The sequence below is a fragment of the Tenacibaculum profundi genome (assembly GCF_052050075.1).
In the GTDB taxonomy this organism is placed as follows: domain Bacteria; phylum Bacteroidota; class Bacteroidia; order Flavobacteriales; family Flavobacteriaceae; genus Polaribacter.
Genome location: NZ_CP197225.1, coordinates 2629547 through 2643495, shown reverse-complemented (window position 1 = coordinate 2643495; position 13949 = coordinate 2629547). Strand labels below are relative to the sequence as shown.

Genomic DNA, 13949 nt, shown 5'->3' with positions numbered 1-13949 from the left:
TATATGTGTTATATAAAAAATTAAGACCAGTAAATAAATTTACAGTATACAATAGAATAACAAATTAATACCTAACAACACTTTTAAGTAAATAGACTTATATTTGTTTTTCAATTTTCACCGATGAATATTTCAGTAGAACTTACACTTACGCCTCTTCAAAATGAATTTGAAGAACCTATTATAAATTTCATTAAAAAAATGAGAACTTCCGGACTTACTGTTATGGAAAATCCACTAAGCACGCAAGTATATGGTAAATACGATGAAGTGATGAAAATATTGAGTTCAGAAATAAAAAATACTTTCGAGCTTATAGACAATGGTCTTATCCTACTTAAAATTGTTAAATCAGATAGAAGTAATTATGAGCCAACTTTTTGATTTCTTCTTTGGTCAATATTCTTTATACGATTCTATTGACATCTGGCTAGAGATTATAGCAGTTATCTTTGGTTTTCTATCAGTTTGGTTTTCTAAAAACAATAACGTTTTGGTGTTCCCTTCTGGGATGATTAGTACTTCTATTTTTGCATATTTATTATTAAAATGGGAACTCTTTGGCGATATGATGATTAATATCTATTACTTTTTCATGAGTATTTATGGCTGGTATATTTGGACTCGAAAGATCGACGAAAACAATGTAACTCCAATATCTAAGATGACATCAATGGAAAAACAAATTAGTTTGATTATATTTACTCTAACGTTGGCTTTTGTTTACTTAGTTTATAATATTTTAGATAAATGGAATGGGTGGACAGCTTATGCAGACACCATTACTACAGCAATATTTTTCGTGGGAATGTGGCTAATGGCTAGGAGAAAAATTGAAAATTGGACTTACTGGATCGTGGGTAATATTATTTCAATTCCTCTTTACTTTTACAAGGGACTTACCTTCACAAGTATTCAATATATTATTTTTACATTTATGGCAATTTTAGGATATCACGCATGGAAAAAAAATATCAACAGCAACCTATTAATTTAGTTAAAGTAGTTTTATTCGGACCAGAAAGCACAGGTAAAACGACACTTTCTAAAAAATTAGCAAAATATTACAATACCTCTTGGGTTCCAGAATATGCCAGAGAGTTTCTTCAAAACAAATGGAATAGAGAGCAAAAAGTTTGTGAAAAAACCGATTTACTTCCTATTGCAGAAGGACAAATGAAACTCGAAAATAAAGCAGCAAAAAGCGCAAACAAAGTTCTTATATGTGATACAAACCTACTCGAAACAAAAGTTTACTCAGAAGAATATTACAACGGATTTGTCGATCCGAAATTGAATGAAGCAGCCCTAAATAACTTTTATGATCTGTACTTACTAACGTATATTGATATACCTTGGGAAGCTGATAATTTAAGAGATCGCCCAAACCAGCGTCAAGAAATGTTTGAAGCATTTGAAAATACCCTAAAAAAATATAAAAAACCTTATGTTTTGATAAAAGGTTCCCTTGATATGCGTTTAAAAAAATCAGTGGAATATATAGATAAACTAATAATAGAAAAAATAAACCTATATTCATCTAAAGAAGAAAATATACTTGAGAAATAAATAAAAAACTCTTTAAATAAGTGCTAAAAGATGAATAAAACTATTATTTTTAGAGAACTGAACTTTAAAGCTGTTAGGAGTTCTGGAAATGGAGGGCAACATATTAATAAAGTAGCGTCAAAAGTAGTACTCAGTTTTTTTATCCAAACGTCACAAGGACTCTCTAAATCAGAAAAAGAGTTAATACTAAAAAACTTATCAAATAAAATTTCCAGTAATGGAGTTCTTAGAATGTCTTCCCAATCAACTCGTTCTCAACATCATAATAAAGAACTAGTCATTATTCGTTTTTTTAGCTTATTAGCACAAGCTACCATCATTTCTAAACCTAGAAAAAAAAGTTTATACAACAAAAAACTTCACCAAAAAAGGTTGAAAGCTAAGAAACATCTCTCAGAGAAAAAAGATAGCCGTAAGAAACTTCGGTTTTAAAAGAGGTCGTTTATTTTTGTAAATAAAATTTTTTTATTGTTTATCCAACCTCAATAAATACATAATCAATATTAAACAAAACTAATTTTAATTTTTAAGGCTAAAAAATCACAGATAAAATAATTAACAAATTATACTAGATGATAATTTATAATTACTTAGTAAAAACTGTCTTAATTAAATTAACAAGACAGTTTTAATATGATTTAAAAACATTCCTATAAAGGTATATTTCCATGCTTTCTTTTTGGTACCTCTATTTTTTTTCCCTCTAACATCGCGAAAGCCTTAATAAGCTTTCTTCTTGTTTCCTCTGGCAAAATTACTTCATCAATAAACCCCCTTTCTGCTGCACGATATGGGTTCGCAAACTTCTCTGCATATTCTGCCTCTTTCTCTGCTAGCTTAGCCTCATAATCGTCCGCTTCTGAAATTTCTTTTTTGAAAATAATCTCACTTGCACCCTTTGCCCCCATTACTGCAATCTCTGCAGTTGGCCATGCAAAATTCATATCAGCTCCTATGTGCTTCGAATTCATAACATCATAAGCACCTCCATATGCTTTTCTTGTAATTACACTTATTCTTGGCACAGTTGCCTCGCTTAATGCATACAATAGTTTTGCTCCATTTGTAATAATAGCATTCCATTCTTGATCTGTTCCTGGCAAAAATCCTGGTACGTCTACTAAAACTAATAATGGGATATTAAAGCAGTCACAAAAACGAGTAAATCTTGCAGCCTTTTTTGAACTATTAACATCCAGACACCCTGCTAAACTCATTGGCTGATTTGCAACAATTCCAATACTTCTTCCCGCAAGCCTGGCAAAACCCACAACAATATTATCTGCATACTCTTTTTGAATTTCAAAAAAAGAATTGCTATCAGCGATACCTTCTATCACTGAGCGCATATCATAGGGTTTATTAATATTATCAGGAACAATGGTTTTCAGCTCATCTCTGATTTCTGTACCTAACTCAAAAGGGAGCCTCTGAGTAATTCCCTGATTATTCTGTGGTAAATAACTCAATAATACTTTAATATTTTCTAGACATTGAACATCATTTTCTGCTGTTAAATGCGTCACTCCTGATTTCGTTGCATGAGTACTTGCACCTCCTAATTCTTCAGATGTTACTTCTTCATTTGTTACTGTTTTAACCACATTAGGTCCTGTAACAAACATATAACTGGTGTTTTCAACCATAATAGTAAAATCTGTCATCGCGGGTGAATAAACAGCACCTCCTGCACAGGGTCCCATAATTGCGGAAATTTGTGGAATGACTCCAGATGCTTGTACATTTCTATAAAAAATGTCTGCATACCCCCCTAACGATCGAACTCCTTCTTGAATACGAGCACCTCCAGAGTCGTTTAGTCCTACTAATGGCGCTCCTACTTTAACGGCTAAATCCATAACCCTACATATTTTTTCTGCATGAGTTTCAGATAACGATCCTCCAAAGATTGTAAAATCTTGAGCAAAAATATATACTAATCTTCCATTTACGGTTCCGTATCCAGTGATTACACCATCTCCAAAATATTTTTTATCTCCCATTCCAAAATCTGTGGTTCGGTGAGTTACCAAACCTCCAATCTCTTCAAAAGATCCTTCATCTAGAAAGTATGAGACTCTTTCTCGAGCTGTTAATTTCCCGTTTTCATGATGTTTATCAATTCGTTTTTGACCTCCACCAATTTTTGCTTTTGCAATTTTATGCTGTAAATCCTCTATTTTTGTATCCATTATTTTTAAAGTTCCTTTATGTTTTTGTTAGAAGTTATAAATTACATTTGTTTTAAATGATATTTTCCATCTCATAGAAAAAACTATATTCTCCAACGATAACCTAAAAATCAAAAATTAACATGTTTTTAAAACTTGTTTTTCCTTTAAATAAGCATACAAGGCTAACCTTGCTGCGATTTCTGCCTCTTGTTTGTATTGAGCACTTAAAGCCTGAGAGGTGTAATATTTTTTCACAAAATGGGTGTCAAAATCCCCAGAGGTAAATGCCTCATGATTAAAAACAAACTTTCCAAAGGGTAAAGTTGTCTCTATTCCCTTTATCTGATAATCATTAATTGCTTGTTTCATTAACTCAATTGCTTCTTCTCTACTTTGTCCAAATACGATTAACTTTGCTATCATCGGATCGTAATAGATTGGAATCTCCATTCCCTCCTCAAAACCATCATCCACTCTTATATTTGTGCCTTTAGGTACTTTATACGTATCAAGGATACCTATACTGGGAGCAAAATTATTCAGAGAATCTTCAGCATATACCCTTAGTTCAAGAGCATGTCCTTTAATTGTGACATCTCCTTGATTAAATGCTAATTTTTCATCGCGTGCAATTCTGATCTGTTGTTCTACCAAATCAATTCCCGTAATCATTTCTGTTACCGGATGCTCTACTTGCAAACGTGTATTCATCTCAAGAAAATAAAAATTTTTATTTTCATCTAACAAAAACTCTACCGTCCCAGCCCCTCTATAGTCGCATGCTTTTGCTACTTTCACTGCTGCCTCTCCCATTTCATATCGAAGCTCAGAAGTTAATACACTTGATGGAGCTTCCTCTACTACTTTTTGATGTCTTCTCTGAATAGAACATTCTCTTTCAAATAAATGAATTGTATTCCCCTTATTATCTGCTAATATCTGAATCTCAATATGCCTTGGAGAGGCTACATATTTTTCAATAAATACAGCTCCATCTCCGAAAGCTGATTCCGCTTCAGAAATAGCCCTATTCATTTGCTCTTCTAAATCTTCTTCTTTATATACAATTCGCATTCCTTTTCCACCACCACCAGCAGATGCCTTAATTAAAATAGGATAACCTATTTTCCTTGCTACTTCTTTTGCATAATTAACATCTGTTACTGCTTCATCAATTCCTGGAACCATGGGAATTCCATATGCCTTCACCGCCTCCTTTGCTGCTAATTTACTTCCCATAATTTGAATAGCTTTTGGCTTAGGTCCGATAAAAATTATTCCATTTTTATTTACTTTTTCACTAAATGAAGCATTTTCACTTAAAAAGCCATATCCAGGGTGAATTCCATCAACATTAAGTTTTTTTGCAACTTCAATTATTTTATCTCCCAAAAGGTACGATTGATTTGATGGCGCAGATCCAATACATACAGCTTCGTCAGCAAAAGCTACATGTGGTGATTTTCTATCTACATCCGAATAAATAGCTACTGTTTTAATTCCCATTTTTTTTACTGTCCGCATTACACGCAAAGCTATTTCCCCTCTATTGGCTACTAAAATCTTTTTCATAATTATTCCATTTCAATTAATAATGTATTTTTTTCAACCTTAGAACTTGGTTGTACTAACAATGATTTTACGATTCCATCTCTTGGGACTGATAACGTGTTTTCCATTTTCATCGCTTCCAGCACCAAAATTCCCTGTCCTTCTTTCACTTCTTGACCTACTGAAACATCAACTGAAACGATTAATCCAGGCATAGGAGCTTTAATATAATTCTCTTTTTTTGATAAATTAGTATTTAGACCTAATTTATCAATAAATACATCTAACGAATTATGTAATTTTACATCATAATTGTTTCCGTTTACTTCCACTTTATAGAGTTTATCTATAAAATTTTTCCCTATGACTTTTGCTTGAAATGATTTACTTTGATGAAGAACGTGTATGCTTGTGTCAGATCCAGTCACCATATCCAATTCACTAATTTGTTCTGGCGTAAAATCAAAATCATAATTATTATTGACAACAGCCTTGAATAGTTTACTCATAAAATTCCTGTTTATTCCTCTAAAATATTAAAATTATCGCAAATAAATTCTCCGAGATAGCACCTTAAAATCCAGCATTATAAATATGCATTTAAAACATGGCATACTTTTCTGTTATTTTTAGATGTTTTTTTAAACTATTCCTTATTAAAACATTGCTATTTTAATTTTCTGTTTTAATTTTGCATCGTTCTCAAAAGGGGTGCCTTTTTAATCTAGAGTTAAATCTATATTTTTATTTATTATTTAAAAATTGTTCTAAAAACATACTTTAAGTAAAAAGTAAAACCTAGGAAAAAAAAGCTGAGATCATACCCATGGAACCTAGAACAGGTAATGCTGTTTAGGGAAAATAGAAAAGCTTTTGGCTTTGAACAAAATTAACTTTAGAATAATAATCTCTTTTTATTCTCTTTAAATATATATAATGGCACTTTACATATTGCTTAAAAAAGTAAAAACTATAACTTTTTTAACACTTTTGCTTATTTCTCTGGGAACGAATGCACAAAATACTTTTGTAACTGGTAAAGTAATTAATCAAGAAAATAAACCACTGGAAGGAGCTACAATTATTGTTTCATCTCAAAAAAAAGGAACTATTTCTAATGCTGAAGGGAATTTTAAGTTAAACATGCCCAAAGGTAATTTTTTATTTGAGGTGTCATTCGTTGGATACAAAACGATTAAACAACAAATCAACACTAATAACTTCAAAAAATTAGTATTTAAACTTATCACTACAGATAATGTGTTAGAAGAAGTTTTAGTATCAGCTGTTCGAGTAAAAGCAGACGCCCCTGTTACACACTCAAACTTATCAAAAAAAGAAATTGCAAAACGTAATCTAGGTCAAGATATTCCTGTACTTTTAAATTATTTACCTTCTGTTACATCATCTTCAGACGCTGGTTCAGGAATAGGGTATACTTATATTCGTGTACGAGGTTCAGATGCTTCACGCGTAAATGTTACTATAAATGGTATTCCTTATAATGATGCAGAAAGCCAAGGTACTTTTTGGGTTAACATGGGAGACTTTGCTTCGTCAACTGAAAACTTACAACTCCAACGTGGCGTTGGAACTTCTACCAATGGATCTGGAGCTTTTGGAGCAAGTTTGAATATATTAACCGATGCCATTTCTAATGAAGCTGGTGGTGAAATTTCAAACTCCTTTGGTTCGTATGGAACCAGAAAACACACTATAAAATTCACTACTGGAAAAATTAATGAAAACTTTGAATTGGCAGGACGGCTTTCCAATATTTATTCAGATGGATACATAGATCGTGCTTTTACAGATTTAAAATCATATTTTCTTCAGGGAAGTTATAAAGATAAAAACACTTTGATAAAAGCGCTTACTTTTGGCGGTCAGGAAAAAACATATCAAGCCTGGTTTGGTTTAACAAAAGAACAACTGAACGAAGATCGTCGCCAAAATCCATATACCTACGACAATGAAACAGATAATTACTGGCAAGATCATTATCAATTACATTGGAATGAAAAAATATCAAATAGATTAACTACCAACGTTGGATTTAATTATACTAAGGGGAAAGGATACTTTGAACAATTTAAAGAAAATAGTCCTGTAACGAAATATAACGGTCTTGTTGATGCAACTGGTACAAGCTGGGATGGAACACCTGCAACAGACTTAATAGTTCGTCGTTGGTTAAATAATGATTTTTATGTAGCCAATGCAAATATAACCTATCAGAAAAATAATTTCGAGATAACATCAGGTGCGTCATACAGTTACTACTCCGGAGCTCATTTTGGAGAAGTTATTTGGGCAAAAAAGATTACAGAGGGCACTTCGATTAGAGATCGATACTACACAAGTGATGCTAAAAAAAGTGATTTCAGTATTTTTTCAAAGTTTACTTTTAATGTTTCTGATAACATAAAAACTTTTGTAGACCTACAAGGTAGATTTATTGATTACAAAACTAAAGGGTTAACTGCTGATAGAAACCCACTTGAAATCAACACCTCTTTTAGTTTCTTTAATCCTAAAGCTGGAGTTACCTATACAATAAATGATGAAAACAGCATATATGCTTCCTATGCTAATGCTAATAGAGAGCCAAATCGTGATGATTTTCAGAATGGCAAAAATGTAAAGCACGAAACCCTACATGACTTTGAATTGGGATGGAGACTAAAAAACACAAAAATTCAACTAAGCTCTAATATTTACTACATGAAATACAAAAATCAATTAATTCAGACTGGTGGCTTGAATGATGTTGGAGAGTACTTACGCAAAAATGTAGACGATAGTTACCGTTTGGGACTAGAAATTGATGCTAATATTAAAGTTAATAAGAAATTCAATATTCAACAAAACCTTACTATAAGTCGTAATAAAATAAAAAACTTCAAACTAGACCGTGATGGTACTAAACGTAATATAGGAAATACTAATATTGCTTTTTCACCAAGTATTATTGCTGGAAATATATTTACTTATTTTCCCGAAAAGAATATACAAGTAGCATTATTATCTAAATTTGTTGGTGAACAATATTTAAGTAATACAGATACAAAGGCTTCGAAATTAAAAAGCTATTATGTATCTGATCTTAATATTAGTTATGAGCTATCTCTAGAGAAAGTAATCAAAACAATAACCTTTACCGGACTCATTAACAACATCTTAAACAAAGAATATGTTGATAGGGGATATACCTATTTAGACTACTGGACAGGGCCTACTTCATTTGAAGTACAAGGTTATTATCCTCAAGCTACACGAAACTTTTTATTGGGTGCTATTTTAAAATTTTAAAATAAAAAAAATATTTGAACATTTTATCAAAATAAAAAGATTGAGAATCTTCTCAATCTTTTTATTTTACACAACTCATCATTGCATTAATTATCTTTTTAAGCTCATGAGGAGGATTTCCATCATCGAATATAGATGATTTGTATTTATTTCCCCCTTTAATTAATAAAAACTCAGCTTGTTTCGCTCTGTCCGTAGAATGATTATCTGTTGGAGCTTTATATTTTTGTATTTCAGCAAATTCTATTTCATTTAATAAATCAAGTAGTCTTTTTTGATCTTTAGTGGAAACTTTAAAGCTTTTTTCTTTTTCATTTGTTTTATATAATGCAGTTTCTGTGGTAACTTTTAAAAATAAAAAACTACCCCTTGTTGAAGCCTTATAAATTAAGGAATCAAAGCTATTTTCTGACTCTTGAGAAAAAGAAGAATAAATTACAATAAAAAATAAAATTAGAAAGTTTAATTGTTTCATGTAGTAACTCTTTTTTATTAAAAAGGACTGCTTTACACAATACTATTTGTTAAATAAGTATCAAAAAAACAATAGTAAGAAAAATAGTTGACTTTTTAAGGATTATAAAATTATTTTGTCGTTAAATATTGAGTTTCAAAAAAAATAAAGTTAACTATTCATTAACACTCTTAACATTAACAACTTATAATTTTGTCGAATATCCTCCACCCCATAAATTATATTTAAATTACAAAAACCCAACAATGAAAAACACGGCCCTTCTATTTAAAATAGCATTGATATTTGTTATTTTACAGGAAAACAATGTTTTTGCTCAAATCCCAGATTATTACAATTCCATAAATGTTAACCAAAAAGGAAAAGAGCTTAAAAATGATCTTTCTGTACTTATTTCAAGTACCCATACCACATTTTTAAGCTACACACCAGGTGTTTGGAATGCACTTAAGCAAGCTGATTTAGACCCTATTGACAAAAACAAAGTACTTCTTATTTATGGATATAATGATAACGACAATACCTCCATTAATGATCGTTCACGCTCAAAAGAAGATAATGGTGGAAATACCGGTGATTGGAATAGAGAACACACTTTTCCTAAATCTTTAGGAAAACCCAATCTGGGAACCAAAGGAGCAGGGGCTGATGCCCATCATTTAAGAGCAAGTGATGTTAAAATGAACAGTAACAGGCAAAGTACGCCTTTTGCTGACGGAGCTGGAAACGCAGGAAATGTTTCTAATGGTTGGTACCCTGGTGACGAATGGAAAGGAGATATTGCTCGAATGATGATGTATATGTATTTACGATATGGAAATCAATGTTCTCCTGAAGATGTCGGAACTGGAAAAAAAACGTACCATAATGAAATGATGGATATTTTCTTAGAATGGAATGCAGAGGATCCGGTTTCAATGCATGAGATTAACAGAAATATTATCATATCAAATATTCAAGGAAATAGAAACCCTTTTATTGATAATCCTGCCTTTGCTACATCAATTTGGGGTGGGCCACAGGCTGAAAATCGTTTCAACTCTAATAATGGAGATAATGAAGCTCCATCAACTCCAACTAGTTTAAGTGTTCAGAACATAACACAAACAACTGCTGACTTGTCTTGGACTGCTTCATCTGACAACACTGGTGTAATCGCTTATCAAATATTTAACAATAGTAAACAAATTTCTGCCACCTCTAAAACAAATTTTACAGTTACTAACTTAACACCAAACACAACGTATACATTTTTTATAAGAGCAATTGACGCTTTTGGAAATGCTTCATCAAATAGTATTGAAGTAAATTTAACCACCCTTGAAGAAGTAAATCCTCCTGTAGGATCTGCAATTGTTTTTCAAGGATTTGAAAAGACCTTAAATGATACCTGGAAATACGTTAATTCGCCTGTGAAATGTACAGACGGATCAGACATATGGGATATTGTAAAAAATGTTGGCTCTATAAATTCAGTTAATAGTGATAATCATTTTTTCGGTGTAAGAGACCTAGATGGTAACTGTGGTTCTGCTGATGGAGGTACTATTATTTTTGAAAATGTAGATATTTCGAATTATACCGATGTATCGTTATCATTTGCTATTAATGTTGTTGACTATGATGTGTCAAATGGTGATAGTATTAACTATGAGCTTTTTCATGATAACAAATCTCAAGGAACAATACCTGTAACATTGGGAAATACATACAACACTAAGGGATGGATTACTATTGAGGAAACCATTCCTAATTCAGTAAAATCAGTTAGCTTTGCCATAAGTGTAAAGCAAAACGGAGGAAGTGATTATGCTGGTTTTGATGATATTCAATTGCAAGGAAACGAAATAAAATCAACTTCAAATATTATAATCAATGAAGTAGATGCGGACACACCTGGTACTGACACTCAAGAATTCGTAGAATTATATGATGGAGGAACAGGAAACACAAGCCTTAATGGATTCGTTCTAGTTTTTTATAACGGTTCAAATAATCAAAGTTATGCTACTTATGATTTAGATGGGCAAAAAACCAATAATGAAGGTTATTTTGTTATTGGAAACGCTGGTGTACCTAATGTTTCTTCCCTTACTTTTAATAGTAATGGGCTTCAAAATGGAGCTGACGCAGTAGCGCTATACTTGGGAAATGCAATTGATTATCCTAATAATTCAAAAATCAGTACCGAAAACCTTATTGATGCCTTTGTGTACGACACCAATGATGCTGATGATGTTGAGCTAAAAAAACTTTTAAATAAAGACCAACCTCAAGTCAATGAAAATGGTGCTGGTAATAAAAATATCCATTCATCTCAACGCTTCGAAAATGGTAGTGGTGGAGCGAGAAATACAGAATCTTACGTACAAGCAATACCAACACCTGGTAAGAAAAATGAGTTAGAGCCTCAGGCAACCAAAGCTATACCTATTGTAGAAGCAAGAACCAAATCAGAAGGTGAAACTGTTACTATTACAGGAACCTTAACCGTATCAGATCAATTTTCTGGATCTGCTTATTTACAAGATAATACAGGAGGAATTGCTATTTTTGATAAGCAAATATATGGTGATGGTGTTTTTATGATTGGTGATTCTATAACAGTGACTGGAATAAGAAGTAGCTTTAATAATCAAATTCAGATTAGTTCAGTTGCAGAAGTTATAAAAAACGGAAAATCTTCGATCTCAATCAAACCTAAAACAATAACGTTAAGCCAATTGTCAGCACATCCTGGAGAGCTAGTTCGCATTAAAAATCCAAAATTCCCTGATCCAGGAAATATCTTTTTTGGAAATTCAAATTATACGCTTACGGATAAAAGCGGTAAAGCAGATATAAGAATAGATATGGATGTTAAGAGTATTGTGGGACTAGGACAACCACAATCTTGCAATGAAATAGTAGGTGTAATAAGTAGATTTAGAAATACTTATCAAATTTTACCAAGAAATCGTAAAGATATTGCATGTGCTAATAATTACGAAGTACCAGATATTTTTATCGAAGTAGACAAATCAAAAGCGTTAGACATAGCAACATGGAATATTGAATGGTTTGGTGATGAGTCAAATTCACCTTCAGCTGGAAGTCCGAATTCAGACGCTATACAGAAAGACAGCGTAAAAAAGGTAATTCAAGCTCTTAATGCCGATATTATTGCTGTGCAAGAAATTGTTGATATTCCTCTTTTCACAGAAATGATTAATGAGCTACCTAATTATAAATTTATTCTTTCAAGTGCTACTTCTTACCCTAACGATAGCAAAGAACCGAAACAACATATCGGCTTTATTTATAATAAGAACACAGTATCGGTTACAGATTCAAAAGTATTATTAGAGTCAATTCATCCATATTATAATGGTGGAGACGAATCGGCACTTGTAAATTACCCTTCAAATGATAAGACGAGATTTTACGCCAGTGGAAGGTTGCCATTTATGATTACAGCTAATATTACTATAGACGGAAATACAAAGGAATTCAATCTTGTAAATATTCATGCCAGAGCGAATAGTCGTAAAGACGCTCAGAATCGTTACGATATGAGAAGATATGATATTCAAATTTTAAAGGATTCTCTAGATACATCTTATGCTGATAAAAATATTGTTCTCTTAGGGGACTATAATGACGACGTAGATGAAACTGTCGCAGATGTCACAACCACTATATCTACTTATAATTCATTTATAGAGGATTCTGAAAACTATAACATTGTATCTTCATCTTTAAGTGATCTTGGATTCAGATCATATGTTTCAAGAGACAATATGATAGATCATATCATGCTTTCTAATGAATTAAATGAAGAATATATCACAACTTCCGAACGTGTTCATTACGAATTCTACAACGCTAACTATACTAACACTGTATCTGATCATTTCCCTGTATCTACACAGTTGTTAATAAAATCTCTCATGATAGATAGGGTAATAACTTCAGGTGTTTCATGTAATGGAAATCAGGATGGAAAAGCAACAGTATCTATTTCGGGAGGATGCTCTCCTTATACATACAAATGGAGTAATGGCGCACTAACTGAAGAAAATACTATTTCGGAACTTATTGCCGGAAATTATTCTGTTGAAGTTAAAGATGCTTTGGGTAACACAGTAACAACCTCATTTAAAATTTCAGAAAATGAACCTCTATCAGCGGTTATCTCTGATGAGAAAACAATTTACTACGGATATGAAACTAGTTATACAACTATTAATGTTTCAGAAGTTAAAGGTGGTCATCCTCCATATACATATCGATGGAATAATGGGGCTATAACAACTAGTAATATTATTCAGCCTTCAAAAACCACAACATATTCTGTTGAAATTACAGATGCTAAGGGATGCTCTATAAATATCAGTACAACCGTAAAGGTAATAGATATTAGGTGTGGAAAGAAGCTCAATCGTGTTGAAATGTGCTTTAGGGGAAAGTCAATTTGTGTTCCAAAATACTTTGTTAATTTTTACTTACACTATGGAGCAACTTTAGGTAGTTGTAATACTAATGATTTTTATTTCACACAATTTAGAGTTTTCCCAAACCCTTTTGCAAGAAACAGCTATGTCAAAATAAAAGGGTCAACAAATAAAACAATAGAACTGATCGTTTATAACTGTATTGGAAAACAGGTCTTCAAAGAAAAAGTTAACCTTATTAATAATAAAGCCAATGCAACGTTAAAATTATCTCATTTGAAAAGAGGACTTTATTACTTACAAGCAATTGTAGATGGTAAAGTAAAAAAGAGGAGAACTCTTTACAAATATAGATAGTAACTAAAAACTTTTTATTTCGGCATCTAAAATTAGATGCCGTTTTTCATTTGAAAGTAATTAGTATCCTTATCACTA

Annotated in this window: 10 protein-coding genes; 6 read left to right on the top strand and 4 right to left on the bottom strand. The window is 32.0% G+C overall.

The annotated features are described in order from the left end of the window. The first annotated feature begins 123 nt into the window (after positions 1-123). From ACSIGE_RS10750 to ACSIGE_RS10735, 4 genes are read left to right on the top strand one after another with little or no spacing between them, the layout of a single operon-like run. Positions 124-384 (top strand): hypothetical protein, encoded by a 261-nt coding sequence (locus ACSIGE_RS10750; protein ID WP_440879873.1) that lies wholly within the window; start codon positions 124-126, stop codon positions 382-384. Further along, the gene (pnuC, locus tag ACSIGE_RS10745; protein WP_440879872.1) at positions 368-997 is read left to right on the top strand and encodes a nicotinamide riboside transporter PnuC; all 630 of its coding nucleotides are present in this window, start codon (positions 368-370) and stop codon (positions 995-997) included. The genes ACSIGE_RS10750 and pnuC overlap by 17 nt, the downstream gene beginning before the upstream one ends. Then, on the top strand, positions 961-1569 hold the full coding sequence (locus ACSIGE_RS10740; protein ID WP_440879871.1) for an AAA family ATPase: 609 nt from the start codon (positions 961-963) through the stop codon (positions 1567-1569). The genes pnuC and ACSIGE_RS10740 overlap by 37 nt, the downstream gene beginning before the upstream one ends. A 30-nt stretch (positions 1570-1599) precedes the next feature. Then, the gene (locus ACSIGE_RS10735; protein ID WP_440879870.1) at positions 1600-2001 is read left to right on the top strand and encodes a peptide chain release factor-like protein; all 402 of its coding nucleotides are present in this window, start codon (positions 1600-1602) and stop codon (positions 1999-2001) included. Positions 2002-2219: 218 nt separating this feature from the next. On the opposite strand, the gene ACSIGE_RS10730 is transcribed toward ACSIGE_RS10735, so the two are convergent. From ACSIGE_RS10730 to ACSIGE_RS10720, 3 genes are all read right to left on the bottom strand, one after another. Then, the gene (locus ACSIGE_RS10730) at positions 2220-3761 is read right to left on the bottom strand and encodes an acyl-CoA carboxylase subunit beta (protein ID WP_440879869.1); all 1542 of its coding nucleotides are present in this window, start codon (positions 3759-3761) and stop codon (positions 2220-2222) included. 117 nt (positions 3762-3878) lie between these two features. Continuing rightward, positions 3879-5315 (bottom strand): acetyl-CoA carboxylase biotin carboxylase subunit, encoded by a 1437-nt coding sequence (gene accC / locus ACSIGE_RS10725; RefSeq protein ID WP_440879868.1) that lies wholly within the window; start codon positions 5313-5315, stop codon positions 3879-3881. A 2-nt stretch (positions 5316-5317) separates the two neighbouring features. Further along, the gene (locus tag ACSIGE_RS10720; RefSeq protein ID WP_440879867.1) at positions 5318-5803 is read right to left on the bottom strand and encodes an acetyl-CoA carboxylase biotin carboxyl carrier protein subunit; all 486 of its coding nucleotides are present in this window, start codon (positions 5801-5803) and stop codon (positions 5318-5320) included. Positions 5804-6230: 427 nt separating this feature from the next. Here ACSIGE_RS10720 and ACSIGE_RS10715 point away from each other — a divergent pair, with 427 nt between their 5' ends. Then, positions 6231-8606, top strand: coding sequence for a TonB-dependent receptor (locus ACSIGE_RS10715; protein WP_440879866.1), 2376 nt, complete (start codon positions 6231-6233; stop codon positions 8604-8606). 61 nt (positions 8607-8667) lie between these two features. On the opposite strand, the gene ACSIGE_RS10710 is transcribed toward ACSIGE_RS10715, so the two are convergent. Beyond that, positions 8668-9081 carry a hypothetical protein gene (locus ACSIGE_RS10710; RefSeq protein WP_440879865.1) on the bottom strand — a complete coding sequence of 138 codons (414 nt, stop codon included), beginning with the start codon at positions 9079-9081 and terminating at the stop codon, positions 8668-8670. 245 nt (positions 9082-9326) lie between these two features. Here ACSIGE_RS10710 and ACSIGE_RS10705 point away from each other — a divergent pair, with 245 nt between their 5' ends. After that, a complete protein-coding gene (locus tag ACSIGE_RS10705) occupies positions 9327-13871 on the top strand; it encodes an endonuclease (protein WP_440879864.1) in 4545 nt (1514 codons plus the stop codon). Positions 13872-13949 lie beyond the last annotated feature (78 nt).